The sequence below is a fragment of the Bradyrhizobium sp. Ce-3 genome (genome assembly GCF_022835695.1).
In the GTDB taxonomy this organism is placed as follows: domain Bacteria; phylum Pseudomonadota; class Alphaproteobacteria; order Rhizobiales; family Xanthobacteraceae; genus Bradyrhizobium.
Genome location: NZ_BQUV01000009.1, coordinates 393,289 through 420,063, shown reverse-complemented (window position 1 = coordinate 420,063; position 26,775 = coordinate 393,289). Strand labels below are relative to the sequence as shown.

The window sequence follows — 26,775 nt, the reverse complement described above, 5'->3', positions numbered from 1 at the left end:
GGCATGGACGGCCTCCCGAATCGGACCAATCCAGCCAAGTTGATGTGTCAGCTATGTCTCCGAACACCCGTCAGTGATCTGTCCGGGCTAAACATTTCGCGGGGGATGACAGTGACGGTGAGGCGTCAGCGCGCCCTACTGCACCCCGAGCGCGACGAACCGCAGTTCGCCGTCGCCATTGGAGACCAGCAGCAGCACGGACTTCTTGCCGTCCTTTTTCAGCTGGTCGAGACGCTTCTTGATGTCGGCGGCGCTGGACACCGCCTCCTGCGCCACCTCGACGATGACGTCGCCGGCCGACAGACGCTTCTCGGCGGCATCGGAGTTGCTGTCGACGCCGGTGACGATGACGCCCTTCACGCTGTCCTTGATCTTGTACTTGGTGCGCAGATCCTTGCTCAGTGCCGCCAGATCGAGACCGAGCGCCTTCTGGGTCACCGGCTTCTCGGCGGTGTCGTCCTTCGGCTTGGCGTTCGCCTGCTGAACCTTCTCGTTGTCTTCGAGCCGGCCGAGCGTGACCTTGCGGGTCTCTTCATTGCCCTTGCGGATGATGACGACGTCGACTTCCTTGCCGACCGCGGTATCGGCGACGATGCGCGACAGGTCCTTGGGGTCCTTGACGTCCTTGCCGTCGAACTTGACGACGACGTCGCCGGGCTCGATGCCGGCCGGCTTGGCCGGGCCCTTGTCGTCGATGCCGGCAACCAGCGCGCCGCGCGCCGGCTTGATGTTGAGGCTGTCGGCGATCTCGTCGGTGACCTGCTGGATGCGGACGCCGAGCCAGCCGCGGCGCAGCTCGCCGAACTTCTGCAACTGGTCGACGACGCCGGCCACCGTCTTCGACGGCACCGCGAAACCGAGGCCGATCGAACCGCCGGTCGGGGAGATGATCAGCGTGTTGACGCCGATCACCTCGCCATCGAGGTTGAACAGCGGACCGCCGGAATTGCCGCGGTTGATGGCGGCGTCGGTCTGGATGTAGCTGTCATACGGGCCCTGGCTGATGTCGCGGTTCTTGGCCGAGACGATGCCCGCGGTCACCGTGCCGCCGAGGCTGAACGGGTTGCCGATCGCCACCACCCAGTCGCCGAGGCGGATCTTGTCGCTGTCGCCGAACTTGACCGCCGTAAGCGGCTTCGGCGGCTTGAACTTCAGCACCGCGAGGTCGGTCTTCTTGTCGACGCCGACCAGCTCGGCCTTGACCTTGGTGCCGTCGTTCATGATGACGTTGATCTCGTCGGCGTCGGCGATGACGTGGTTGTTGGTGACGACGATCCCCGACGTGTCGATGATAAAGCCCGAGCCGAGCGAGTTGGTCTTGCGCGGTTGGAACTCACCGCTCTTGTCGCCGCCCTTGCCCGGCGGCCCGCGGCGGTTCTTGAAGAAGTCGTCGAAGAATTCCTCGAACGGCGAGCCCGGCGGCAGTTGCGGCATCGCACCGCCGCCCTTGTTGGCCTCGATGGTCTGCGATGTCGAGATATTGACGACGGCGTCGATCACCTTCTCGGCCGTGTCGGCAATGCTCTCGGGACCACGCGCGAACGCCGGCACGGAGCTCAGCATGCTCGCAGCACCGATCGAGATCGCGGCTCCCATCATGCGGAGGCGACGGCTCAGGGCTGGTCTGGCAGCGATCATGTCGGAGTCTCTCCAGGCAAACGGGTTCAAACTAGCTTGGTCGCAGGTATGCGCCCGTGGTCGCAGGTGTGCGCCCGTGGTTACAGAGTGCGCCCGAACGGGCATATGGCGCAAGCATCTCAGCCGGGCATTTCGGCGAAAAACCGGCTGCGAGAGGCTCACGATTATGTTCATTCCGGCGCGATCTCGGCGACGGAACAGGCAATGCTCAGCGCCGCACCGCCCAGATCAGGACAAGTCCCGCAACCGCCGAGCCGATGCCCACGATGCGCAGGATGTTGTCAGGGGTGGCCAGCGCGCTCTTCATCGCCCGGCGCATCCAGGCGGGGCTCGCCGCGAACAGGATGCCTTCGAGCACGAACAGGATTCCCAGCCCGATGAGGAAGTCGCCGAACGCTATTGACCTCATCGGATAGCAACCTCCCGCTCGATGCTTGTTGTTCTTGAGCGTCGGCGACGCGTTATCCGCATCGCCGCCGGATCGTGATGTTTACGTCCCGATATTCAGGTCACGACGTTATTGTTTCGGCGCGGCGGCCGCCTCAGGCGGCTTGCCGCTTGCGCTGCCGAAGTATCTGAAGAAATCCGAGTCCGGCCGCAACAGGAAACGCGTATCGTTCGGCTTGAGGCCGTTTTCATAGGCGGTCATCGAGCGATAGAACGCGAAGAAGTCCTTGTCCTTGTTATAGGCCTCGGCGAACAGGCGGTTGCGCTCGGCGTCGCCCGCACCGCGGGTCTGTTCGGCGGTCGAGTTTGCCTCGGCGACGATCACGGTCGCTTCGCGGTCGGCCTTCGAGCGGATCTCCTGCGCCTTCTGGTCGCCTTGGGCACGGAACTCGGCGGCTTCACGCTGACGCTCGGTCTTCATCCGGTCATACACCGCCTGGCTGTTCTGCTCCGGCAGGTCGGCGCGGCGGATCCGGACGTCGACGACCTCGATGCCGTAGCCGTCGGCCTCCTTGTCGAGCTGCTCGCGGATCCGCGACATCAGCTTCTCGCGCTCGTCACGCACCACAGTGATGAAGGTAACCTCGCCGAGCACGCGGCGCAGCGCCGCGTTCAACAGCGTGGTCAACTGCAGATTGGCGGCCTGGATCGAGCCGACGCTGGTGTAGTAGCGCAACGCATTCTTGATGCGATAGCGCGCGAAGGCGTCGACCACGAGCCGCTTCTGGTCGGAAGCGATCACTTCCTGCGACGGGTTTTCCAGATCGAGGATGCGCTTGTCGACGTTGATCACGGAATTCCACGGCGCCTTGAAGTGCAGACCGGGCTCGGTGACGATGTCGACCGGCTCGCCGAACCGCAGGACGATGGTCTGCTCGGTCTGCTGCACGGTGAACATCGAGCTGTAGCCGACGGCGAGCACGATGAAGAGCAGGATCAGGGAGACAATACCTGTGACAGGGGACCTCATCGGGTAACTCCCTGCTGGCCGGTCGTGGCCGGTGCGGCCGGCGGACGCCGCGTCGTCAGCTCGCCGAGCGGGAGATAAGGCACGATGTTCTGACCCTGGCCGCCGTCGTAAACCAGCTTCTCGGAGCTGCCGAGCACTTTTTCCATGGTCTCCAGATAGATGCGCTCGCGCGTCACGTCGGGTGCCTTCTTGTACTCTTCATAGACCTTCAGGAAGCGCGCGCTCTGGCCCTTGGCCTCGGCGACCGCCTGCTCCTTGTAGCCTTCCGCGGCCTGCAGGATCTGCGCGGAACGACCACGCGCTTCCGGCACGATCCGGTTGGCATAGGTCTGCGCCTCGTTCTGCTTGCGCTCGAGGTCGGCGCGCGCCGCCTGCACGTCGCGGAATGCGTCGATCACCTGCGCCGGCGGATCGACCTTCTGCATCTGCACCTGCGTGATCTGGATGCCCGCGTTGTAGGTGTCGAGCGTCTTCTGCATCAGCTCCTGGACGTTCTGCTCGGTGACGTTGCGCGCTCCGGTCAGGATCGGCTGGATCTGCGAGCGGCCGATCACCTCACGCATCGCGCTTTCGGCCACCGCCTTCACGGTGCCTTCGGGATTCTGGATGTTGAACAGATAGGCGCCGGCGCCGCCCGGCTTGATGCGCCAGAGCACGGTGAAGTCGACGTCGACGATGTTTTCGTCGCCGGTCAGCATCAGGCTCTCTTCCGGCACGTCGCGCATGGTGCGGCCGCGCCGTGCGGGATCGTCGATCAGGGTCATGCCGATCGAGATCGTGTTGACGCGCAGCGCCTTCGGCAGCAGCACCGTCTCGATCGGGTACGGCAGGTGATAGCGCAGGCCCGGCTGTGCATCGCGGTCATACTTGCCGAAGCGCATCACGACGCCGAGCTCTTCGGACTGGACGCGGAAGATTCCGGTCGCGAACCAGATCGCAAGCGCTGCGACCACGACCAGCGCGATACCCATGCCGCTGAAATGACCGCCGGGCAGCCACTGCTGCAGGCGGTCCTGGCCGCGCCGCAGCAGATCCTCAAGATCCGGCGGCCTTGGCCCGGCTGACTGCGGACCCGTGCCCCACGGCCCTTTCGGACCCGAGCCCCATGGCCCCCCGCCTTGATTTTTCCACGGCATCAAAGATCTCCTCGGCAAGTCCGGGCGGGACGCCCGGCCTCGAATGTCCGGCCCGGTTATAGGGGACCGCTCAGGCCCTTACAACGCAAGCTTCCTGGCCCGACGAGCTATGCGCCGGGCCATAATTGTCAATGCAAACATTGGTTAACCCCGGCCGCGCCGACGATATGTCACATAGGAGAAGTCGACGCTGTCATCCGGACCTGCCGGATTTCGGACCCGCGCGACCTCTTCCCACGCCTTCGCATCGATTTTGTCGAACCGTGTATCGCCGTCCGGCCGGGCGTGAACCTCGGTGATCTCAAGCCGGTCGGCGATGCCCATCCACTGCGCATAGATTTCCGCGCCACCGATGATTGCAATTTCAGTGGCGAAACGCCGCAGCGCGTCACCAAGCGCAACTGCATGGGCGTTCTCGAACGAATTGGTGACGATGGCGCCGCGCGCGCGGTAGTTCGGATCGCGCGTCACCACGATGTTGGTGCGTCCGGGCAGCGGCCTGGGCAGGGATTCGAAGGTCTTGCGTCCCATCACGACAGGCTTGTTCAGCGTGATCGCCTTGAGGCGTCGCAGATCGGATTTGAGCCGCCATGGAATGGCGTTGTCCTTCCCGATCACGCCGTTCTCGGCGACCGCAACGACGAGCACGATCTCCATCAGCGTGCTCCTTTCGCGAGCGCCGACAGCGCCTCGCCGGAGACGCGGCAAATCGTCCATTCGTCCATCAGCTCGGCGCCGAGCGATTTGTAGAATGCGATCGACGGCGCGTTCCAGTCGAGCACCGCCCATTGCAGGCGCGACCAGCCATTGGCGAGGCATTGCTTGGCCAGGTGCACCAGCAGCGCCTTGCCGATGCCCTTGCCGCGCAGCGCCGGCCGCACGAAGAGATCTTCGAGGTAGATGCCGTGGCGGCCGGCGAAGGTCGAGAAGTTGACGAACCAGACCGCGAAGCCGGCCGGCTCGCCGTTCCATTCCGCGATGTCGCAGTAAAGCCGCGGGTTGGCGCCGAACAGCGCCTCGGCGATATCGGCCTCGCTGGCGTGGACCTCGTGCAGCAGCTTTTCGTAGTCGGCGAGCTCGCGGACCAGCGAAAACACCAGTCCGGCCTCATCGGGCCGCGCGCGGCGGATGGTAAGCGACATCAGACCGCGACTTCGGCCTTGATGTGCGGATGCGGGTCGTAGCCTTCGAGTTTGAAGTCCTCGTAACGGAACGCGAAGATATCCTTCACATCGGGATTGATCGCCATCGTCGGCAACGGCCGCGTCGGCCGCGTCAATTGCAGCCGCGCCTGCTCGAGGTGGTTCGAGTAGAGATGCGCATCGCCGAGCGAGTGCACGAAATCGCCGGGCTTCAGGCCGGTGACCTGCGCGACCATCATGGTCAGCAACGCGTAGGAGGCGATGTTGAAGGGCACGCCGAGGAAGACGTCGCCGGAGCGCTGATAGAGCTGGCAGGACAGTCTGCCGTTGGCGACATAGAACTGGAACAGGCAGTGGCACGGCGGCAGCGCCATCTTGTCGACCTCGGCCGGATTCCAGGCGCTGACGATCAGCCGCCGCGAATCCGGGTTGCGCTTGATCATCTCGATCACATTCGTGATCTGGTCGATGCTGCGGCCGTCGGGCGCCGGCCAGGAGCGCCATTGCGAGCCGTAGACCGGGCCGAGATCGCCATTGGCGTCGGCCCATTCGTCCCAGATCGTGACGCCGTTGTCGTTGAGATATTTGATGTTGGTGTCGCCGGCCAGGAACCAGAGCAACTCGTGCACGATCGCCTTCAGCGGCAACCGCTTGGTGGTCAGCATCGGGAAGCCGGCCGACAGGTTGAAGCGCATCTGGTGGCCGAAGATCGACAGCGTCCCGGTGCCGGTGCGGTCATGCTTCTCCGCGCCGTCGGCGAGGATGCGTTCAAGCAGATCGTGATACTGGTTCATGACGGGTTTCTTGGCGTCTTTTCGGAGCTTCGAGAGAACGGCGAATGTAGCGGCCAGGGCCGCCGGTCGACACGCTGATTCGGCTGAACGCACCGATTATACCCTGAAAAATGAACACTCCCCCGGCAAACGACAAGGGGCGGAACTCGCGTTCCGCCCCTGCCCTATCCACTTGATCGCGCTGCCTTAACTTGCCGGCTTCAGCACCGGGGTCCACTTCGCGATCTCGCTCTTGACCAGGGTCGCGAGCGCCTCCGGGGTGCGGTTGGCGGGCGCCGGGATCACGCTGCCGAGCTCGAGCAGGCGCTTGCGCACGTTGTCGTCGTCGAGCGCCTTGATGGCCGCGGCATTCAGCGTGGCGATGATCGCGGGCGAAGTTCCCTTCGGCGCGAAGATCGCGTTCCAGGCCTGGGCCTGGAAGGCCGGCAGGCCGGCTTCGGTCGTGGTCGGGACGTTCGGCAGCGACGGATTGCGCTCGGGGGTCGCAACCGCATAGGCCTTGATGGTGCCGGCGTTGATCTGCGGCACCGCATTGACGATCTGGTCGCACATGTAGTCGACCTGGCCGGCGACCAGCGCGTTCATCGCCGGGCCGGTGCCGTTGAAGGGCACGCCGACCGGCTTGACGTCGAGGATCGAGTTCAAGAGCTCGCAGGAGGCGTGCGAGACCGAGCCGATGCCGGCATGCGCAGCGTTGACCTTCTCGGCATTGGCCTTCACGTAGGCGACGAATTCCTTCAGATCCTTCGGCGGGAAATCCTTGCGCGCAAGGATCAGGATCGGCGTGCCGGCAAGCAGCGCGACCGGCTCGAAATCCTTTTCCGGGTGATAGGCGAGCTTCGGATAGAGCGGCACCGACGCGGCATGCGTGCCCATATGTCCGGTGACGAGCGTGTAGCCGTCATTGGCGGCGCGTGCGGCGCGCGTCGTCGCCGTGGTGCCGCCGGCGCCGACGACGTTCTCGATGACGATGCTCTGGCCGAGCGTCTGCGCCATGTGCGCGGTGACGATGCGCGAGATGACGTCGGTCGGACCGCCGGCTGCGAACGGCACGATCATGGTGATGGTGCGGGTCGGATAATTCTGCGCGGATGCCGGCACGGCGAATGCGCCGAGCGCGGCAAATGCCGAAAGGCATGCGCCCGCAAGCGAGCGAATGGACATCATCTCAATTCCTCCCGGTGATCGTTTGACCAATAAAAATGCCGGCCAAATCGGCCGGCATTTTCATTTCATGAGACGACATCGAGTGTCGATTCGACTTCCGCCTGCGGCGCCCCGACGCAGGCGCGGCAATTTGCTCTAGCCCTCGGACTCCACGAACACTTCGTCGCGCTTGGCACGCAAGGCCGGCAGCACGGCGAGCACCAAGAGACCCGCGGCGATCGCCAGCAGCACCGCCGACAGCGGCCGCGACAGGAACACGCTCCAGTCGCCGCGCGAGATCAAGAGTGCACGGCGCAGGTTCTCCTCCATCAGCGGGCCCAGCACCATGCCGAGCAGCAGCGGCGCCGGCTCGAAATCGTGCTTGATCAGCCAGTAGCCGACCAGACCGAACGCGCCTGCGAGCACGACGTCGACCGGTGCGTTGTTCACCGAGTAGATGCCGATCGCGCAGAACACCACGATCGAGGGGAACATCAGCCGGTACGGCACGCGCAGCAGGCGAACCCAGATGCCGACCAGCGGCAGGTTGATGATGATCAGCATCAGGTTGCCGATCCACATCGAGGCGATCATACCCCAGACCAGATCAGGCTGCTTCTGCATCACCTGCGGGCCCGGCACGATGCCATGAATGGTCATCGCGCCGACCATCAGCGCCATCACCGCATTCGGCGGGATGCCGAGCGTGAGCAGCGGGATGAACGAGGTCTGCGCCGCGGCGTTGTTGGCGCTTTCCGGCGCCGCCACGCCCTCGATCGCGCCGCGGCCGAACCGCTTCGGATCCTTCGCCAGCTTCTTCTCCAGCGTATAGGCGGCGAACGACGCGATCACCGCGCCGCCGCCCGGCAGGATGCCGAGGATCGAGCCGAGCACGGTGCCGCGCAGGATCGCCGGCGCGGAGTCCACGAGGTCCTTCCTGGTCGGCATCAGACCGGTGATCTTCTGCTGCACCAGATTGCGGTCCATCTCCGCGCCGTGGTCGAGGTTGCGGATGATCTCGGCAAAGCCGAACACGCCCATCGCCACGGTGGCAAAGCCAAGGCCGTCGGCGAGTTCGGGAATGTTGAAGGCCATGCGCGAGGCGCCGGTCTCGATGTCGGAGCCGACCATCGACAGCAGCAGGCCGAACACGATCATCGCGATCGCCTTCAGCACCGAGCCCTTGGCGAGCACCACCGCGAAGATCAGGCCGAGCACCATCAGCGAGAAATATTCGGCCGGACCGAACGCCAGCGCGAGCTTGGTCAGCGGCGCGCCGAGCACGGCGATCAACACGGTTGCGACGCAGCCGGCGAAGAACGAGCCGATCGCGGCGATCGCCAGCGCCGGACCGGCGCGGCCCTGCTTGGCCATCTGGTGGCCGTCGAGCGCGGTGACCACGGAGGTCGCCTCACCGGGAATGTTGACCAGAATCGAGGTGGTCGAACCGCCATATTGCGCACCGTAATAGATGCCGGCGAGCATGATCAGCGCACCGACCGGCGGCAGGCCGAAGGTGATCGGCAGCAGCATGGCGACGGTGGCGATGGTGCCGATGCCCGGCAGCACGCCGACCAGCGTGCCGACCAGCGCACCGATCAGGCACATCAGAAGGTTGATCGGCGAGAACGCGACCACGAAACCGTGGGCGAGATTGGCAAACAGTTCCATCACGCCCTCACTGCATCAGGAAGCGCGGGAACATCGGCATCGGAAGTCCCAGCACATAAGGAAACAGCAGCGCGCAGCCGAGTGTCAGGCAGCCACCGACAATGATGGCCTCGAGCCATCTTGTCTCATGCGAGCCGAGCGCTGCGATCAGGAAGGCGGCAAAGGCGGAGACGACGAGCCCGAACGGACGGATCGCGACCGCGAAGAACACGATTGCCGCCGATACGAACAGCGGGCCGCGCCAGGAATAGGCCGCGATCTGCGGGCCATCCTTCAGAACTCCCATCAGCGCGACGGCGCCGCCGAGCAACAGCAACAGCACGGCGAACATGCGTGGCGCGGTTCCGGCACCGAACGAAAATCCGTGCATGCCCTGCAGATCGCTGGAGGCCCACAAGGCAAACAGCGCAACCGCCATCATGGCAAGCCCGCCGACAAAGTCCTGCGGACCGCGCACCCATTCCGGCAAGATCGATTTGACCGGCGCCTCGCTTGGCGTATCGCTCATGACTTCGCTTCCCCCGTCAGGGCTGTCCCGCCCGTTGTGCTTGAATGGCTTGGCTTGTGGTGCGTTGACCGAAAGCCTTGCTAGCGATTTTCGTCAGACAACGCCAGCAAAACCCAAGAGACCTCCGGCAAGCAACATCCACAGGGGATTGATCCGCGTCGCAAAAGCAAGCGCGGCTGCGGCAATGGTGATCAGCACCGCGATCCAACTTTGGTCTGATGTCTGCGCCACGATCAGGCCGGACGCGGCCATCAGGCCGATCGACAGCGGAACCAATGCAGCCTGAATGATCGCCGGCCAGCGCGCTTCGCGCGAACGATCGAGGAAACGGCTCACATAATAGGCAAGCAGCGCAGTCGGCCCGCACATCGCAACCGTCGCAGCCAACGCCCCGGCGACGCCTGCGACAGAATAGCCTATCAGCGTCACGATCAGCACGTTGGGTCCCGGCGAGAGCTGCGAGATCGCAAACACGTCGGCGAATTGCTTGTCGGTCAGCCAGTGATGCACGTCGACGGCGGCGCGGTGCATTTCGGGGATCGCCGAATTGGCCCCGCCGACCGCAAACAGCGACATCAGGCCGAAGGTCCAGACCAGCGCCGCGATCGGGTTGGACTCCGAGCTCATGCCTTCACCATGCGGCGCGCAAGGACCGTCGTCGCGATGCTGAGCGGGATCGCCACCAGCAGCACGATCTGGAGCGGCCACCGGATCAGCCCGATCGCGACGAAAACCGCCGATAGAATGACGAGGCCTGTGACATCACGCCGCTTCAGCAGCGGCATCATCATCTTGAGGACGACCGCGAACAGCAGCCCGACCGCCGCACAGGCGACGCCGGCAAGGGTCCGGCGCAGGATATCGATATCGCCGTAGCGGGCGTAGAGCGCGGCAAGCACGGTCGCGATCACCATCGGCGGCCCGACCAGCCCGGCGAAGGCCGCAAGGCCGCCGGCGACGCCGCGAAAGCGGGCGCCGAACACCACCGACAGATTGACGATGTTCGGACCTGGCAGGAAATGGCACAGCGCGAAGGTCTCGTTGAACTCCTCCGGCGTCATCCAGTGGTGCTGCTCGACGATCGACCGCCGGGCCCAGACCAGCACCCCGCCAAAGCCGGCCAGCGACATCTTGGCAAAGGCCAGGAACAGCTCGAACAGGCCGGGCTGGTGGGGCGGCGATGGGGCGGACGCATCCGGCGCCGGGGTGGCGACCGGCGGGGATTCCGGGGGCATGGCCAAAATCTAGAACGGCCTCTGGACGCCGGCCAACCCAAATCGGCGTGTTTTCACACCTGAACAAGCCTGAATCGGCTCTATTTTTCTTCGTTCGTGCCGCCTATATTGGGGGTGCCGGTTCGCCGGCTATGGAAATAAATGGCCGTCGCAATAAACCATTCGGACCCGGGGGCGGTACCCGGCGCCTCCACCAAAACCCATCCCAAGCCGTTGTTTCGGTGGCTTTTGGCGGGGGCGAAATAGGATCGACGAGGGCGTAAAGGGCGTGTTTTTTCTCGGTATGGTTCCGCCGTTATCGGGCTAATGCAATAGTTGCCAACGACAACTTTGCTCCGGTTGCTCAGGCTGCGTAACGCAGTTTGAAAGACCATCTTAAAGTCCTAACGGGTTAAGCTCCGTTAGGCGGGGTTCGGAGGCACCTGGCAACAGAAGCCTCCACTTTATTTCCGATCGGGCGTCCGCCCGCATTATCAGCTGCCAGGCCTGCTGATTTCCGGCTCCCGGCGGGGTAGCATGGCCGAAACGGCGAGTCGGATCATCCGGCGGCGCCCCGCTGGTCATTTTCGAAGCGACAGGATCACTATGGCGACCGATCACATCCGATATGACGTGCTGGCGCGCGATGCGCTGCGCGGGGTGCTGCGCCGGGTGTTGTCCGACGCCGCCGAACATGGCCTGCCGGGCGAGCACCATTTCTACATCACCTTCCTGTCGCACGGCGATGGCGTGAAGCTGTCGTCACGGCTGCTTGCGCAATATCCGGAGGAGATGACCATCATCCTGCAGCACCAGTTCTGGGACCTGGTGGTGACGGAAGACCGCTTCGAGGTCGGCCTGTCGTTCGGCGGGATCCCCGAGCGGCTGACGGTGCCGTTTGCCGCGGTGACGCGCTTCCTCGATCCATCTGCACCGTTCGATCTGCGGTTCGATGTCTCGGATGCGCTGTCCGAGGAAGCCGCTCCCGCCGCGGCGCCTGCCTCTCCGCTTCCCGCACCGGCCGCTCGCGCGACGGTAGAGCCGGAGACGGCCGAGACCGACGAGGAGCCCGCGAAGCCCAGCGAAGGCGCCGAGGTCGTGCGGCTGGACCGCTTCCGCAAGAAATAATCTAAACCCAGATCACGCCTCGACCTTGTAGGATGCTTGCGAGGGCCGGGATGACAGATCGTCATCCCGGACTATCTTCTGCATGAACGTGCCTTGGCGCGGCGGCTTTCGCCTTGCCGCAGCGGAAAGCCGGCACAGCGCCGGACCACGTTCTGATGACGCAACGGAGAGCATCCATGGCTCAATCGACCACACCATCCAACGCCGCCACCCGCAGCGAGACCGACAGCTTCGGTCCGATCGACGTCGCCGCCGATCGCTACTGGGGCGCGCAGACGGAGCGCTCGCGGCAGAATTTCAAGATCGGCCACGACCGGATGCCGCTCGCGATCATTCATGCACTCGCCATCGTCAAGCTCGCGGCGGCCGAGACCAATCGCGAACTCGGCCAGCTCGATGCGCGCCGCGCCGACGCCATCATCAGCGCCGCCAGGGAAGTGATCGAGGGCAAGCTCGACGATCATTTTCCGCTGGTGGTCTGGCAGACCGGCTCGGGCACGCAGACCAACATGAACGTGAACGAGGTGATCGCCAACCGCGCCAACCAGACGCTCGGCGGCGAACTCGGCGCCAAGCAGCCGATCCATCCGAACGATCACGTCAACATGAGCCAGTCGTCGAACGACTCGTTCCCGACCGCGATGCATATCGCAGCGGCCGAGCGCATCATCGCCGACCTGGTCCCTGCCCTCACCGAGCTGCATCGGGCGTTGCATCAGAAGCAGGATGCGTTTGCCAGGATCGTGAAGATCGGACGTACACATACCCAGGACGCGACACCGCTGACGCTCGGCCAGGAATTCTCCGGCTACGCCGCGCAGATCGAGAGCGGCATCGCGCGGCTGCGCACCGCGGTGAAGGAGCTATTCCCGCTGGCGCAGGGCGGCACCGCCGTCGGCACCGGCCTGAACTCGAAGCCGGAATTCGCCAACGCCTTCGCCAGGCATGTCGCCGAGATCACCAAGCTGCCGTTCACGAGCGCTGCGAACAAGTTCGAGGCGCTGGCTTCCAACGACGCCTATGTGCTGGTGCACGGCGCGATCAATTCGGTGGCGACCGGCCTGTTCAAGATCGCCAACGACATCCGCTTCCTCGGCTCGGGCCCGCGCTCGGGCCTCGGCGAATTGATCCTGCCGGAGAACGAGCCGGGCTCGTCGATCATGCCGGGCAAGGTCAACCCGACCCAGTGCGAAGCCATGACCATGGTCTGCTGCCAGGTGTTCGGCAATCAGACCACGATCACCGTCGCCGGCAGCCAGGGCCATTTCGAGCTCAACGTGTACAAGCCCGTGTTGGCATATTGTATGATAAATTCCATTCAGTTGCTGTCTGACGTTGTCCGCTCATTTACCGAGCATTGCGTTGTCGGCATACGCGCCGACGAAAAGCGCATCAACGAACTGATGCAGCGCTCGCTGATGCTGGTCACCGCGCTCGCGCCGAAGATCGGCTACGACAACGCGGCCAAGGTCGCCAAGTCGGCACACGCACACGGAACGACGTTGAAGGAAGAGGCTTTGCGCCTTGGATTTGTGTCTGCCGACGAATTTGATCGCCTCGTGCAGCCGGACAAAATGACACACCCGGGGTGAATGAACGGCGCGCAATGTCCGGATAATTACGGTCAGCGCGCGTGATATGATTATGGATCATAACGCCTAAAGACTAAGGCGCGTTGCCTATCAGCTCTGCGCTGGCGCATGGTACAGACGTCTAGTTTTCGCAGAGCGAAACGGATTCTTTGATGCTATCAGAAGCATCAAACGGGGATTCGGGATGGATATCGAGCCGGGCGCGTAGTGCAGTCGCTCTTGCTTTCGTCACGATGCATCACCAATTCCGCTCTGGGGACGATAAGGACGACGAGCATGGGCGACGTGGTCAACCTGAAACGATTCAAGAAGCGCGGTGAGCGCGAACAAGCGGCCAAGCAGGCCGAAGCCAATCGTGCGCTATTCGGTCGCACCAAGGCCGAGCGAGCGCGTGATGAATTTCTCGGCGAGCGCAACACGCGCGTGCTCGATCAGCACCTCCTGAACCAGCAGCGTATCGAAAGTGGAGACGCATCATGAAGTCTCCCGTCGTTAAGCGTTCGATCGTCGTCGCTGGACACAAGACCAGCGTCAGCCTCGAAGAAGCCTTCTGGAACGGCATGAAGGAAATTTCCGGTCTGCGGAACATGACGCTGTCGGAATTGGTCGGCGAGATCGACAGCAACCGTCAGCAGGGCAATCTGTCCTCTGCGATCCGGCTTTTCGTGCTCGACTACTTCCGCTCGCGCGCCACGCCGGCCGTGCCGACGGATGTCAGGCCGCAACAGGTCGACACGCGCCAGCAGGCCTGACGGCCCTCTCCGACCGTCGATCCGGACGGTCGTTCGCTGCGTGGACTTCAGCATGAAGGTCAACCGCATCGTCGCGAACGTTGCCGCATCGGACATTGCGGCAGCGGCGTCGTTCTATCGCGACATCCTCGGCCTCGAGCTGCTGATGGATTTCGGTTGGGTTTCGACTTACGGCTCATCCGAAACGATGCAGGTTCAAATCAGCTTCGCGTCCGAAGGCGGCTCCGGCACGCCTGTGCCTGATCTCTCGATCGAGGTCGACGACCTCGATGAAGCCCTGCGCCGGATGCGGGCCGCCGGCATCGCGATCGAATACGGTCCGGCGGACGAGCCATGGGGCGTGCGGCGCTTCTTCGTCCGCGATCCCTTCGGCCGGCTGATCAATATTCTCCAGCACCACCAATCGTGAGCTGATGTCTAGTTCTGCATCGCCGGCCGCGGCGGCGGATTGGCGACCTGCGGCGTCAGCGACAACGGCGGTCGCAGCGGCCTCGACCTGGCCGCGCCAGGCACCGGCTTGACCTCGATCGGCGGTGGTAGTGGCGCGACCTGGGGTTGGCTCGCAACCGGCGCAGGCGGCGCAACTGGCGGCGCAGTCGCAACCGGCGGGACAATCGGCGGCCGCGGCGCGACGATCTTGGGCTTCGGCGGCACACGGCGCGGATCAGGCCCGGGCACCGGCAGATTGGCAGAAGGCGCTGCGGCCGAATTTGGGCTGGACGCATCAGGCGCCGGCCCGACCGGAGGCGGGAGCGCTGCCGGGGTCGGAGGTGGCACCGGCTCGCCGCGCTCGATCGCATCGAGCCGCCTGGTCTCCCGGTCGATCGCGCGCACCGCAAGCCACGACGACAACGCCGCAATGTCGATGCTGCGCGTCAACCCGTCGGGCGTGCCCACCGCGAGCAGCTGGATTTCCGGGCGGCTGTTGGCGTTGCCCACCTGTGTCGACGCCAGCGCAGCGCGGATGTCGGCCTGGTCGGCCGGAATGTCGTAGCCGCCGGACACGATGGCGTTGGCGCCGTTGGCCGCCAGCGTGGTCGCGCCGACCCGGATCCGGCCATCGCGGATGTTGAACGGAATCTGTGCCGAGGCGATCGACAGCGTACCTGCGGCGAGCGCCGGTTCGACGATCTGTCTCAGCCTGACATCGTCGGTCGCCTGCCCGGAATCGCTGGCGCGGATCGCGACATCGAACGCGCGCGGATCGAGACCCGGAAGGCTCACCCCCTCCAGCGTCACGACGCCGCTGCCGGACATCGCGCCGGTCAGCGCCGAGGCACTGCGGCCTTGCGTCAACAGCGTCATCTGCATCGAAGCCTGTCCCTTGGGCATTGCGAGACTGCGATAGCGCAAGGCCGAACTGTCGACCTTGGACAGCTGCACATTTGCATTCAAGGCTAAGCCATTGACGCCCTGTCGCGCATCGATGGAGGCGATCGCCTCGCCGCCGCCGATCTTGCCCTTGATGCCGTCGAAGGTCAGCGACTGGCCGTCCGACCTGATGGTGCCGCTGACCGGCTGCAGCTCGGCGCCGCCCGGCAGCAAGCCGTGCAGCGCCTCGAACGAGACCTTGCCGCGCCAGGCGCTGGTCAGCCCCTGGCCGACTGGCTCCGTCGCGTCGCGACCGGCCGCGCCGATCGCTGCCGCAAAAATCGGCGCCAGCGTGATCTGATCGAGGCCGATTTCGCCGTCGACGCTCTTCTGATCGGCGAGCGTCAGCGCCAGCCGGCCGCGCAGCCGCGAGCCGGCGACGATGCTGTCGAGATCGTCGAAGGTCAGCCGGTCGCCCGCCAGCGTCAAACGCGACGACAGGCGGATGTTTGCTGCCGGGTCGGAGGATTTCAGGTTGAGCAGCGGACTGATGTCGGCGCTGCGAACGCGGAGGCTGACGCTCGACTTGGCGGTGCTGGCCCCATCCTTGGTCGAAGGTTTGGTCCAGGGCTCCACGGTCCCTTCGGCATCGGCGTCGAGCCCTGCGCCCCAGAGCCGCGCCTTGAGCCGCAACGGCGCCTGCCACGCCCCGGTCACGGTGCCCTCGAACTGCGTCGGGCCGGCACCGGCCGCGACCGCACGGTCAAGCCCAAGCAGCGCCAGCAGCGCATTGCCGTCGCCGGCCGACACCTTTGCCTCCGCGGTAACCTCGTTGCCACGCAGTGCGTCGACATCGAGCGAGCGGATCGCAGCGACCTGCGGCGACGCCGAGATCACGCTATTGCCCTTGAGCTGCGGCGTATCGAGATCCAGCGTCGCGCGCGCGCTGACGCGATCGGCAGCCTTGCCCTTGCCCAGCTCGAGCGCGAGCTTGGCACGGACCGGACCGGCATCGGCGCGAAGCGCGCCAAGCCGCACGGCAAGCACCGGTGCGAACGGCTGAACCACGGCCGTCAGCCGGCCGAGCGATGCGGCGGTCGCGTCGACCGCGAGCTTGCCGGTCGAACTGTCACGGTCGAAATTGCCGCCACCGTCCAGCGTGACATTGTCGGGTTGGCCGATCTTGACGCGTTCGAGCACGATGCTCTTTGGGCTGTAGTTGATCTTCGCCAGCAACGGCCGCAATTCCTGCCCCGAGGAGATCGCGCGCCCGACGTCGAGCGTCAGCTGCGCCTCGTCCGGCCATTCGGCCTGCGGGCCGGCCAGCGAGCGGATGAAGGCCGCGGTGGCGTCGAGATCGAGCCGCTCCGCCTTCAACTGCGCCTCGACCTTCGAGCCGTTCGCCGCCTCGCGATGCGTAACCGCGACGCGGCCCTCGAGCGCGCCGCCCTCGATCTCCGCCTTCATCGCGTCGATCGAAAAGCCTGATGGCGACACCGTGACGTCGCCGCGCAACCGCAGCGGCTTCTGGCTGCGATAGGCGATGTCGCCGCGGCCCTGCAGCCAGGTCATCAGCGCGTCCGGATCTGATGATTCGATGTTGAGCGCGGTCTTGAAGCTGTTCGAAGTCCCACCCTGCGCGCTGGCGCCGCTCATCGAGACCCGCGTCGATCCCGGCGCGCGAAACTCCAGCCGGCGCACGGTCCATGATTTCGCATCCGATTGCAGCTCGGCCGAGATATCCTGCAATGGACGGCCGCCGAGCATGATCTGCTCGGACGTCAGCTCGACCTGCGCCGGTATCGGGCTTTGCGGAAGCCCCGACAACACCGCGCGCATCGCCGGTAGCACGCGGACCGGCTCGACATTGCCGCTGCCACCATCCTTGCCGCCATCCTTGGCGCCGTCCTTGCCGCCATCCTTGGCGGCGAACTTGTCGCCGTCGAGTTGCCGCGCCGTGAGCGAGGCGCGCAGCAGCGGCGTCGCGCCGAACCGGAGATCGCCGCTACCCGCGAGCTTCAGCGCACGGTCCTCGGCGCCATAGCTGACTTCGATCTGGTCGAGACGCGCAGCCGAATAATCCGATTTCACCTTGGCAGCGATCCGCCAGGGCGGCGTGTCGCTGCCCCCGCGCTGGCCCGGCGTGCCCGCCAGGATTACGCTCCCCTCGAAGCGCGGCGCGCGGGCCTCGAAAGTCAGGATGCCGTCGAGATCGGCCGACACCGGCCGCTGCCCGGGATCGATGTTGAAGTGCAGGCGGGTGCCGCCGCCATCGGCGCTTTGCCCCGAGGAGAGCCGGAACGGATAGCGGTTGCCGTCGAACATGAAATTGCCGTCACCGCGGACCGCGCCGGCGAGCGAGCGGACATCGCCGCTGAAGGCAATGTCGTTCAGCTCGAGTGTGCTGCGGCTGGCGGAATCATGCAGCGCCACGCGGCCGGTCAGATTGAGCCGGTCGATCGCCAGCGAAGCCAGGTTGAAGGTCCCGCTCGACGGCGACCAGTCGATCCGTCCCTTCGGATCGAGCCCGAGATCGAGCGACATGCCGTTGATGGTGAGCTCGTTGGCGCGCACCTCGCCGCGCATCAGCGAGCTCAGGCTGAACTCGACATCGAGATTGGCGGCCCGGACCTTGCCGAGGTCGTTGGCGCCGCCGACGGTGACGGTCTTCAACCGCAGCGAGGGCGCAGGCAGCAGACGCGCGTCGAGATTGCCGGCGACGCGAACCGGCGCACCGATGATCTTGGACGCCTCCTCCTCGAACTGCGGCCTGAACTGGTTCCAGTCAACGAAAAACGGACCGACCAGCGCAGCGACCAGTGCAAGAATGAACGCGATTGCCAGGCCGAGCAGCGTCGTCTGCACGGTGTCTCCCTTTGAGCCCGCTCCGCGGCAGCCTCCTTATGCTGAACCATCGACCGGAGCAGCCCAAATATAGAGACAAGTATGGCGAAGTCACAGCGGCATTACCGCTGCGACTTCGGGCAGATGGTAGATTTCCCGTTCAAGCCTGCGTGCGCCGGCCTCGCCGCGGGATCGCCGCGCCCCGCGGGAACGTTACCAGCTCGCAGGGAGCCGCTTCAGGCCGCGCAGCACGAAGGTCGGCCGCCACTCCGGATTTTCCGCGTCATCGAGCCGCAGATCGGGGATCCGGCGCAGCAGCGTCGAGATCGCGATTTCGGCTTCGATCCGCGCCAGCTGGGCGCCGAGGCAGAAATGGATGCCGCCGCCGAACGACAGCGGCTTCACGTTCGGCCGCCGGATGTCGAGCCGCTCGGGGTGATCGGGGTAGACGGCCTCGTCATGATTGGCCGAGCCCAGCAGGCAGAGCACGCTCTCGCCCTTCGGGATGCGCTTGCCGCCGAGATCCTCGATGTCTTCCAGCGCGACGCGGCCGGTCAGCTGCACCGAGGAATCGTAGCGCAGGAACTCCTCGATCGCGTTGGTGATCAGGCCGGGATTGGCCTTCAGCAACGCGAGCTGGTCCGGATTGCGGAACAGCGCGAGCAGGCCGTTGCCGATCAGATTCACGGTCGTCTCATGGCCGGCGCCGAACAGCAGGATGATGTTGGCAGTCAGCTCCTCGTTGGTCAGCTTCTGGCCATCCTCCTCGGCCTGCACCAGCTGGGTGGTGAGGTCGTCGCCCGGCTGCTTGCGGCGCAGCTCGAACAGCTGATGGAAATACATCGCGGCCATCGCATTGCTGGCGTTGCCCTGCTTGATCTCCTCGGCCGTCATCGGCACCGGCTCGAGCAGGCGTCCGCCGTCGCGCGAGCCGTTGTAGAAGGCCTCGCGATGCTCCTCCGGGATGCCGAGCATGTCGCAGATGATCGTGACCGGCAGGCGGAAGGCGAAATCCTCGATCAGGTCCATCCTGCCTTGCGGAATGATGCGGTCGAGCGTGTCGTCGACGACATGCTGGATGCGCGGCCGCATGTCCTCGACCCGGCGCGCGGTGAAGGCCTTGACGACGAGACCGCGCAGGCGGGTGTGATCGGGCGGATCCTGCTGCAGCATCCAGTGGCCCATGCTGCGCATGACCGGCTCGTCCATGATCTTGGGGCCGTAGCGGCGGATCGAGCGCTCGACATAATCCTTGCCGAACCGCTTGTCGCGCAGCACGAGGCTGGCCTCGGCATGACGGCTGGCGACGAAGGCGCCATGCGCATTGAGATGCATCGGATCGAGGCGGCGCAGCCGCTCATAATAGGGGTAGGGATTGCGAATGAATTCGGGCGCCAGTGGGTTGAAAAGCGGCTCGCCGCTGGCCGGCTGAACTTGCTCGTTCATGGTGACCTCGTTCGTTCGCTGCGCCGGTGCCTGCACTCTGGCGCGCCCTGGTGTCATCCTCAAGGCCGCTCGATTACGGTGCGGCTGTTCTCATTATGAATGCAACTCGATACACTCTTGTATCGAGTTGCATTGTGCCCTAAAATGCGCCGATGTCAAGGGTACGAACCAGACCGACGCGGGACGACACCTGCGAAAAGCTGTTCGAGGCGGCGGCGCAGGTGTTCGAGGAACAGGGCATCGGCGGCGCCAGCATCGAGATGATCGCGGCCGCGGCGGGCTTCACCCGCGGCGCCTTCTATTCCAACTTCAAGAGCAAGGACGAGCTGATCATCGCGATGCTCGAGGATCACGTCGATCAATCGATCAGGCGATGTCTCGACCTGCTGGCCCAGCACCAGAACCTTGCTGATTTCATCGAGGCGCTGCGGACCATGGATCGCAGCCGGCAGGATCCGCTCGGCCGCTCCCCGCTCCTGCACATGGAGATGATCCTGTTTGTCGCACGCGCCGAAAAGCGGCGGCCCGAACTGGCAAAACGGCTCCGCGCGCGGCGCAAGCTGATCACGGATATCGTCGCGACCGCGGGGAAGAATGGCGGCCGGAACGGCGCCCTCAATCCGGAATGGACCGGCGCAATCGTGCTGGCGCTGGAAGACGGCTTCCGGCTGCACCGCCTGATCGATCCGGAGACCACACCGGCGGACAGCTTCCTGCGCGCAATCACCGACCTGCAGCGCGCGATCGGCGTCTCGTCCGCCCGATAGAGCGTTTTCGAGCGAAGCGGCGACCGGTTCGCGTTCCAGCCTCAGGCCGCGCTGGCGGCCTTGTGCATTTGTCCGGCGACCGCGCGGACCTTGCGCGGCGACGCCTGCCAGATCGCGAACGCCGACAGCAGGCTGACGGCGATCCCGAGCAGGAACGCGCTCGTGTAGCTACCCGAGAGGTCGTAGAGCTGGCCCGTGATCCAGGGGCCGGCAGCGCCGCCGGCAAGCGCGGCGAGCATCACGGTGCCGAAAATGCTGCCGTAATGCTTGCCCTGGAATATCTCGAGCACCACCGGGCCCATCACGGATGTCAGGCCGTACCCGAGCGCCCCTTGGGTGAACACCATAAGATAGATCAGCGCCATGCTCGGCCAGCATTTCAGGGCGGCGAGCGCTGCGAAGCAGATCACGAAGCCGAAGCAGGAGATCGCCCATACCCATTCACGGCCGATGCGATCCGAGAGATGCCCGAGCCAGATCTGACCGGGAATGCCGAGCAGGCTGACGACACCAAGCGCCCAGACCCCGACATTGGAGCTGAAGCCGATGTCGAGCAGGAATTTGGTCTGATGCACCTGCACCGCGTACCAGATGTACAGGCCGCAGAAATACCCGATCGCGATCCACCAGAACCGCCCGGTGCGCAGCGCACGCGACAGCGTCCAGTCGGTGCCGGCCCACACGGGGTCGACGATGTTCGATGCCGGCCTCGCCGACGTCGCCGTCGGCGCGGCATCGCCGTCAGGCTGCAGGCCGATGTCCTCCGGCCGCTTGTGCAGCAGCAGATTGATCGGCGCCAGCACGACCAGCACCACGATGCCCATGGCGGTGCAGGCGGTGCGCCAGCCGGTGTGCTCGATCATATGCTGGACCCAAGGCAGCAACGTCACCGAGCCGATGCCGACGCCGGCGAAGGCGAGCCCGATTGCAAGTCCGCGGCGGCGGATGAACCAGTTCGGCACGAACAGCGATTGCCCGGAATAGCCGAGGCAGACGCTGCCCGAGCCGACCAGCACGCCGATCGTCAGATAGAGATGCCAGGGTTGCGTGGTCAACGGCGCCAGCAGCAGGCCGGAGCCCATCAGCAACACGCCAAGCTCCATCACCGCGCGCGGCCCGCTGCGGTCCATCAGCCGGCCGATCATCGGGCTCGCGATCGCCGAGGCGACGAAGCCGAACGAGAATGCGCCCGCGGTGACGCCGCGCTCCCAGCCGAATTCGGAGATGATCGGCGGATAGAACAGCGAGAACGCCGTCCGTGCGTTGACGCCGATCGCCATGGTGACGAAGGTCACCGCGACGATGATCCAGCCGTAGAAAAAGGGGAAACGCATCGGGCGCAGCATTCTTTCCGCAACGGAACAGGCTGCAACGGCACCGTAGCGGACTTTGGGCGGCCGGCAGCAGGCGCTGCCACCAGCCGGATGTCACGGCGACATGTCGCGACAATCTGGGGACAGACGACCTGGAGACAGAAGGGTCGACGCATCCGTCGACCCTCGCCGCCACAATCGACCGCTACGATCCCCTCGTCAACGCTTGCGCGGACGCTTGGCGGCCTTTTTGCCGGCCTTCTTCTTGCTGACGGCCTTCTTCTTGCCAGCGACCTTCTTCTTGCCGGCGCCCTTCCCGCCGCCTGATTTGGTCCGCCCGAACGTCGGCCTGCGGAGCGAAAGCTCGGGCCAGGTGATCGGCTGTTCCCCGTTGTCAGGATCGTTGTCGCCGGGCGGATCTTCGGCGCTGTCATCCATCGGCCCTTGCACGACCAGATGGACCAGATACGTCGTGCCAGCGGCATTCAGGTAGTTCGCGAGCGGCTCATTGTTGCTCGGAAACAGATGCGGATGGGTCACCACGCTGTTTTCCTCGACCGAGAACTTCACCGCCTTGATCGCGGTTCGGGTCATCGCATCGCCCAGGATCCGCTTGATCGCATCCTGGGTGTCCGGAGGCAGCACATGATGGAGAAAGAAGAACCATTTCCGCTTGGCGTCGTCCTTCCCGTAATCCTTGCTCGGATAGGCACCGATGCGGAATGCCACGCGCCGCAATCGGTGGCTCGGATCAAACAGCTTTTCCTTCTTGTTGTGCTTGCGGAGAGTAGCCAGATCCTTGCCGGTGAAGAGCTCGTTCAGGCGGTCCACGATTTCAGCATCGGGACCGCTGCCGACGGGAAGTAGCGCACCCATTTGTCTTCTCCCTTTGTGCAATTTGATTCAGACGTAACAACTGCGACAGATAGCACCGCGGAATAGCCGGCGCGGCTTCCGGTCGAACCAGAATATGTTTGCGTGTCGGCCAGTGATCGGCCCAACACACGCCTGAACCGCGCTTGCGGGGCGTCCGGCCACGGGCGACAGGCTCGGTCAATTGCTCGATGCGCGAGACCGCGCGCGCAATCGAGAACGTCCGCCCGGTCTGCTCTCTCAGCCGGGCGGCGCCCTTGGCGAGGATCCAGCGGTCCGCCGCGCACTCGCAACCGAGCTCGGCGTTTGCGGCGAGCCGGCCACCTCTGGACAGATGATGTCCGACCTCGTGAAGCAGGGCAAAGACCAGGCCGTCGGCGTTCATCGCCGCGTGATAGGCCAATCCGCCATAGATGCGAACGACGCGGTGACTGCGACGCATGAAGGCCTGGGCATTGACGGTGGCGCTTCCCTCGTCGAGCTCGAACAGCAGATCGGGAAACGCATGCCTGAAATCGGACAGGATGGCGCAAAGCAGCTCGCCGCGGCATGCGCGGGCGCTCGCATCGCTGACCGGTTCGCCGGTGGTATTCGCGAACAACATGAAATCATCCGGGGATTCAGAATAATTCGCTCGTCGCTCAGCTCGGTCTAAAGATTTCACCGCCTCGACAAGGGGCCGTTGTCGTCCCCATCAAGGCGCTCCATTGTGTCAAATATTGTTGGCCTCGTTCGAACTTCGGATCGATTTGACCGCCTTACCGGCGGCGGCGACAAAAGGCGCGAAGATCTTCGCGCCGGTCTCGTGAAGCAACGTCGTCGCGCAATCCAACTCCCTGGCTCCCTCCGCGGCCTCGTCGCTGCGGCCCGAGCGCAGCAACAGATCGGCCCGGACCGATCGGGCAAGGCATTCCGGAATGCGCGCGTGCCGCTCGACCGCGACCGCAATGGCCTCGTCGACGGCGGACAATGCCGCGGCCACATCACCCTTCTGCCGATATGCATTGGCCAGATCCGCCAGGATCCGCGCTTCGTTTTCGAGGCCGGCCCTGCGCGTTCGCGCGAAGTCGAGCGCGGCGGTCAGATCCTCGATCGATGACGTGATCCGGCCCGCCACCATATGCGACAGGCCGCGGCTGGCCTGGGCATAGACCCGCAGATACGGATTCCCGCTCTTGATCGCGAGCGCGAAGGCGCGATCGGCATGGTGCTGGGCCAATCCGACATCGCCTTCGGACCACGCCAGGTCGACATAAGCGAGGCTCGGAATCACATAGTGAATGGCATCGACCTGGCTGCCATCCAGTTGCAGCACGTGGTCGAGCAGCGGTCGGGCTTCGGAGCCGCGCCCCAGCATCACGAGCGTTTGCCCGCGCATCGCCGTCAGCCAGATCTCGACGTCGAAGCCGAGCGTCTCGCGGTCGGTCTTGACGATCTCCGAGGCGCGTGCCGCCGCCTCCATGTTCATCTGCAGCGCCTCCGACATCCGACCGGAGAGCCGCAGCGCATGGCACAGGATGGCCTTCAGCGTGACCTGGACGCTGGTATCGGTGCCGGTGTCGGCGAGCGCCTTGGCTTCCAGCACCCGGTCGACATACTCGTCCGCCGAGCCGCCATTGGCCAGGATCCGGCCATAGGCGGCGTGGATCAGCGTGTTGGCGCGCAGATCGCCGATCGCGAGCGCAAGGCCGCGGGCTTCCTCGAAATAGACCTGGGCATCCGCGGCCGGAATTCCCTCGCGCCAGCCGAAATTCACGATCTGACCGCAGGCCATCATCTTCAGATAGTCGGTCATTTGCGACGGCGGCTGGTGCATCAAGAGCTCACGCACCTTCTTCCAGCTGCGCAGCGCCTGGCTGGGATCGTTGGCGCCGACCCAGACCGCCGCGCGCATGTGCTGCTGCGCGGCCTTCAGATCTTCGCCGGCGTGCTCCCAATGGTAGGCGAGAAGCGACGCCCGCTCCTCGGCGCGGTCCTTGAACAGTTTCTCGATCGACTGCGCGACGGCTGCGTGAAGCTCACGGCGCCGTTCGTGCAGCAGCGACAGATAGGCGACCTCCTGGATCAGCGGATGACGAAACGCGATCAGCCGCTGCTCGAACGGGGGCACGTCGTAGAGCAGCTCTGCGCGCCGCAAATGTCCGACGGCTTCCAGCAATTCGGCCTGCTCCAGTCCGGCAACGGCGTCGAGAACCGGCAGCGAAATCTCGCGCCCGGCAACCGACGCGACCTCGAGGGCACGCTTGGCGCGTTCGTCGAGGCGGTCGATGCGCGCCGCCACCACCGCTTGCACGGTCGTCGGAAGCGGGATCGTGTCGATGCCGCCCTTCAGCCGGTAGGCACCCTTCTCGCCCTCGAAGTCGCCGCGCTCGACCAGCGCGTTCATCAGCTCTTCCAGGAAGAACGGATTGCCATGCGCGCGCTCGACGATGTTTCTGCTCAGCAGCGCCAGCGACGGGTCGGAACCGAAATGGTCGCGCAAGATCGATTGCGCCTCGGCGGCTCCGAGCGGGGCCATGTTGATCTGCCGGTAATGCGATCGCTGCATCAGCGGCGCGGTCAGCCCGGCCCTGAAATTGACCAGCAGCATGGTCGTGGTCCCGACCACCGCGTCGGCAAGCGCCTCCACGAACTCCTCGCTTGCCGGATCGATCCAGTGCAGATCGTCGATCAGGACGACGGTCACGTTGTCGCGCGGCGCAGAGCGCACCAGCTCGCCGACGAAATCGAGCAATTGGGTCTTGCGGGCCTTGGGATCGAGCTTCGGCGCCGGATGCCGCGGATCGGCCAGGCCGAGGAACTCCAGCAACACCGGCGCCAGATGATCGGAGACCGGCATCGCCGCCAACCGATCGAGCACACGGCGGCGCGAGACCTCCAGCGACTCTTCCTTGGTGCGGAGGCCGAAGATATCCCGGAGCAGCGCCAGCACCGGCTGAAACGGTGTCGCACGGCCATGCGCGAGCACCCGCGCCTCATAGACACGGATGCCGCTGCCGCGACAATTCTCGGCAAATTCAAAGCAAAGGCGGCTCTTGCCAATGCCGGCTTCGCCGACGACGCCGACCGCCCGGCCATCGCCCTTGCGGGTGTGCTCGAGCTCGGCGGTCAGCGCCGCAAACTCGTCGGTCCGGCCGGTGAGCGGACTGAGCCGTCTTCCGGTTCGGAACACGCCGCTCGACGGCGCATGCAGCAGGCCCCTCAGCCTGAGCACCTCCACCGGGGCGGCGAGCCCTCGAATGGTCTGTTCACCAAGCGATTCCACTTCCACGAATTGCTTCGCGACCGCGTAGGTTTCCCGCGAAATCAGAATGCTCCCGGGCTGGGCAAGCTGCTCCAGCCGACTGGCGAGGTGCACGTTGGCTCCGGCCGCGTCGTAGGTTTGATAGATGCCGTGCTCGATGGCCTGGAAAACGACCTCGCCGGTGTGGACGCCGACGCGGATGTTCAGGTCCATGTCATGCAGGCGCTTGACGTCGTCTTGCATGGCCAGCGCCGCCAGACAGCCGCGAACGGCGTGGTCCTCATGCGGCCGCGGGGCGCCGAACATCGCCATGACGCCGTCGCCCTGGGCCTTGTTGACGACGCCGCCGTAGCGATGCACCGCCTCATTCATGAGATCGAGCACCGGCTGCAGGCGGCGCATGCCCAACTCGGGATCGCCGAGACTGTCGATGATGCCGGTCGAGTTGCTGATGTCGGCGAACAGGATCGTGAGGCGCTTACGCTCGCCGCCCTTGGCGTGCAGGCTCCTCAGCGCATGCTCATGCGATGGCTGACTGTGGGTCGCGTCGAGCGCCGCGGCCAGCGCAACACCGCACTTTCCGCAAAAGCGGCTGCTCGCTCTGTTCAGGTGGCCGCAAGCTTCACAGGCAATTCCGAGAGAGGCCCCGCACCCTTCGCAATACTCATTGGTCGCCTTGTTCTGACAACCGCAACGCAAACATTGCATCGTAGGCCTCTTGAAGAGAGCTGCAGAGGCAGGCAACCGCAACAAGCCTTAAAATCAAACGCGAAAACGCTCTATAATCCGGTACCGCCTCGAAGCTTAGCAAAGCCGCTTGCAGCTGTCGTGCCATTTTA

Annotated in this window: 24 protein-coding genes and 1 other RNA gene; 7 read left to right on the top strand and 18 right to left on the bottom strand. The window is 64.9% G+C overall.

Features of this window, described 5'->3' with window-relative positions; genetic code table 11:
• Window positions 1–135 precede the first annotated feature (135 nt).
• The 12 genes from BRSPCE3_RS29470 to BRSPCE3_RS29415 all read right to left on the bottom strand — a co-directional run bounded on the left by BRSPCE3_RS29470 (window position 136) and on the right by BRSPCE3_RS29415 (window position 10,687).
• A complete protein-coding gene (locus BRSPCE3_RS29470) occupies window positions 136–1,638 on the bottom strand; it encodes a Do family serine endopeptidase (protein WP_244069837.1) in 1,503 nt (500 codons plus the stop codon).
• Between the two features lie 208 nt (window positions 1,639–1,846).
• Window positions 1,847–2,047 (bottom strand): DUF2065 domain-containing protein, encoded by a 201-nt coding sequence (locus BRSPCE3_RS29465; protein WP_050421088.1) that lies wholly within the window; start codon window positions 2,045–2,047, stop codon window positions 1,847–1,849.
• 108 nt (window positions 2,048–2,155) lie between these two features.
• A complete protein-coding gene (gene hflC / locus BRSPCE3_RS29460; RefSeq protein ID WP_244069836.1) occupies window positions 2,156–3,055 on the bottom strand; it encodes a protease modulator HflC in 900 nt (299 codons plus the stop codon).
• A complete protein-coding gene (gene hflK / locus BRSPCE3_RS29455) occupies window positions 3,052–4,191 on the bottom strand; it encodes an FtsH protease activity modulator HflK (protein WP_244069835.1) in 1,140 nt (379 codons plus the stop codon). The genes hflC and hflK overlap by 4 nt, the downstream gene beginning before the upstream one ends.
• Before the next feature lie 144 nt (window positions 4,192–4,335).
• Complete coding sequence (locus BRSPCE3_RS29450) at window positions 4,336–4,848, bottom strand: dihydrofolate reductase (RefSeq protein ID WP_244069858.1); 513 nt, start codon at window positions 4,846–4,848, stop codon at window positions 4,336–4,338.
• Window positions 4,848–5,333, bottom strand: coding sequence for a GNAT family N-acetyltransferase (locus tag BRSPCE3_RS29445; protein ID WP_244069834.1), 486 nt, complete (start codon window positions 5,331–5,333; stop codon window positions 4,848–4,850). The genes BRSPCE3_RS29450 and BRSPCE3_RS29445 overlap by 1 nt, the downstream gene beginning before the upstream one ends.
• Complete coding sequence (locus BRSPCE3_RS29440; protein WP_244069833.1) at window positions 5,333–6,127, bottom strand: thymidylate synthase; 795 nt, start codon at window positions 6,125–6,127, stop codon at window positions 5,333–5,335. Before BRSPCE3_RS29440 ends, BRSPCE3_RS29445 begins: the two co-directional genes overlap by 1 nt.
• Window positions 6,128–6,313: 186 nt before the next feature.
• Window positions 6,314–7,294, bottom strand: coding sequence for a tripartite tricarboxylate transporter substrate binding protein BugD (locus BRSPCE3_RS29435; RefSeq protein WP_244069832.1), 981 nt, complete (start codon window positions 7,292–7,294; stop codon window positions 6,314–6,316).
• Between the two features lie 135 nt (window positions 7,295–7,429).
• Complete coding sequence (locus tag BRSPCE3_RS29430) at window positions 7,430–8,944, bottom strand: tripartite tricarboxylate transporter permease (RefSeq protein WP_244069831.1); 1,515 nt, start codon at window positions 8,942–8,944, stop codon at window positions 7,430–7,432.
• A gap of 7 nt (window positions 8,945–8,951) precedes the next feature.
• Window positions 8,952–9,452 carry a tripartite tricarboxylate transporter TctB family protein gene (locus tag BRSPCE3_RS29425; protein WP_244069830.1) on the bottom strand — a complete coding sequence of 167 codons (501 nt, stop codon included), beginning with the start codon at window positions 9,450–9,452 and terminating at the stop codon, window positions 8,952–8,954.
• Between the two features lie 93 nt (window positions 9,453–9,545).
• Entirely contained in the window at window positions 9,546–10,079 is a 534-nt protein-coding gene (locus tag BRSPCE3_RS29420; protein WP_244069829.1) for a chromate transporter, read from the bottom strand.
• Complete coding sequence (locus BRSPCE3_RS29415; protein WP_283843177.1) at window positions 10,076–10,687, bottom strand: chromate transporter; 612 nt, start codon at window positions 10,685–10,687, stop codon at window positions 10,076–10,078. Before BRSPCE3_RS29415 ends, BRSPCE3_RS29420 begins: the two co-directional genes overlap by 4 nt.
• Window positions 10,688–10,764: 77 nt before the next feature.
• Here BRSPCE3_RS29415 and ssrA point away from each other — a divergent pair.
• The 6 genes from ssrA (at window position 10,765) to BRSPCE3_RS29385 (ending at window position 14,547) form a co-directional block, all read left to right on the top strand.
• Window positions 10,765–11,130, top strand: a transfer-messenger RNA (tmRNA) gene (gene ssrA / locus BRSPCE3_RS29410).
• A gap of 142 nt (window positions 11,131–11,272) precedes the next feature.
• Complete coding sequence (locus tag BRSPCE3_RS29405; protein WP_244069828.1) at window positions 11,273–11,794, top strand: SspB family protein; 522 nt, start codon at window positions 11,273–11,275, stop codon at window positions 11,792–11,794.
• 176 nt (window positions 11,795–11,970) lie between these two features.
• The gene (gene fumC / locus BRSPCE3_RS29400; protein WP_244069827.1) at window positions 11,971–13,386 is read left to right on the top strand and encodes a class II fumarate hydratase; all 1,416 of its coding nucleotides are present in this window, start codon (window positions 11,971–11,973) and stop codon (window positions 13,384–13,386) included.
• Between the two features lie 276 nt (window positions 13,387–13,662).
• The gene (locus tag BRSPCE3_RS29395; protein WP_244069826.1) at window positions 13,663–13,866 is read left to right on the top strand and encodes a DUF4169 family protein; all 204 of its coding nucleotides are present in this window, start codon (window positions 13,663–13,665) and stop codon (window positions 13,864–13,866) included.
• Complete coding sequence (locus BRSPCE3_RS29390) at window positions 13,863–14,138, top strand: ribbon-helix-helix domain-containing protein (RefSeq protein ID WP_021077181.1); 276 nt, start codon at window positions 13,863–13,865, stop codon at window positions 14,136–14,138. The genes BRSPCE3_RS29395 and BRSPCE3_RS29390 overlap by 4 nt, the downstream gene beginning before the upstream one ends.
• 52 nt (window positions 14,139–14,190) lie before the next feature.
• The gene (locus BRSPCE3_RS29385) at window positions 14,191–14,547 is read left to right on the top strand and encodes a VOC family protein (protein ID WP_244069825.1); all 357 of its coding nucleotides are present in this window, start codon (window positions 14,191–14,193) and stop codon (window positions 14,545–14,547) included.
• Between the two features lie 8 nt (window positions 14,548–14,555).
• Here BRSPCE3_RS29385 and BRSPCE3_RS29380 read toward each other — a convergent pair whose 3' ends face one another.
• Entirely contained in the window at window positions 14,556–18,314 is a 3,759-nt protein-coding gene (locus BRSPCE3_RS29380; protein ID WP_244069824.1) for an AsmA-like C-terminal region-containing protein, read from the bottom strand.
• A 192-nt stretch (window positions 18,315–18,506) separates the two neighbouring features.
• Window positions 18,507–19,739, bottom strand: coding sequence for a cytochrome P450 (locus BRSPCE3_RS29375; protein WP_244069823.1), 1,233 nt, complete (start codon window positions 19,737–19,739; stop codon window positions 18,507–18,509).
• A gap of 152 nt (window positions 19,740–19,891) precedes the next feature.
• Here BRSPCE3_RS29375 and BRSPCE3_RS29370 point away from each other — a divergent pair, with 152 nt between their 5' ends.
• Complete coding sequence (locus tag BRSPCE3_RS29370) at window positions 19,892–20,506, top strand: TetR/AcrR family transcriptional regulator (RefSeq protein ID WP_244069822.1); 615 nt, start codon at window positions 19,892–19,894, stop codon at window positions 20,504–20,506.
• Window positions 20,507–20,547: 41 nt separating this feature from the next.
• On the opposite strand, the gene BRSPCE3_RS29365 is transcribed toward BRSPCE3_RS29370, so the two are convergent.
• The 4 genes from BRSPCE3_RS29365 to BRSPCE3_RS29350 all read right to left on the bottom strand — a co-directional run bounded on the left by BRSPCE3_RS29365 (window position 20,548) and on the right by BRSPCE3_RS29350 (window position 26,644).
• Window positions 20,548–21,840: an MFS transporter gene (locus BRSPCE3_RS29365; protein WP_244069821.1), complete on the bottom strand. Its 1,293-nt coding sequence runs from the start codon at window positions 21,838–21,840 to the stop codon at window positions 20,548–20,550.
• A gap of 198 nt (window positions 21,841–22,038) precedes the next feature.
• On the bottom strand, window positions 22,039–22,695 hold the full coding sequence (locus BRSPCE3_RS29360; RefSeq protein WP_244069820.1) for a hypothetical protein: 657 nt from the start codon (window positions 22,693–22,695) through the stop codon (window positions 22,039–22,041).
• On the bottom strand, window positions 22,655–23,296 hold the full coding sequence (locus BRSPCE3_RS29355) for a hypothetical protein (RefSeq protein WP_244069819.1): 642 nt from the start codon (window positions 23,294–23,296) through the stop codon (window positions 22,655–22,657). The genes BRSPCE3_RS29360 and BRSPCE3_RS29355 overlap by 41 nt, the downstream gene beginning before the upstream one ends.
• Window positions 23,297–23,404: 108 nt before the next feature.
• Window positions 23,405–26,644 (bottom strand): adenylate/guanylate cyclase domain-containing protein, encoded by a 3,240-nt coding sequence (locus tag BRSPCE3_RS29350; protein ID WP_244069818.1) that lies wholly within the window; start codon window positions 26,642–26,644, stop codon window positions 23,405–23,407.
• Window positions 26,645–26,775: the final 131 nt, after the last annotated feature.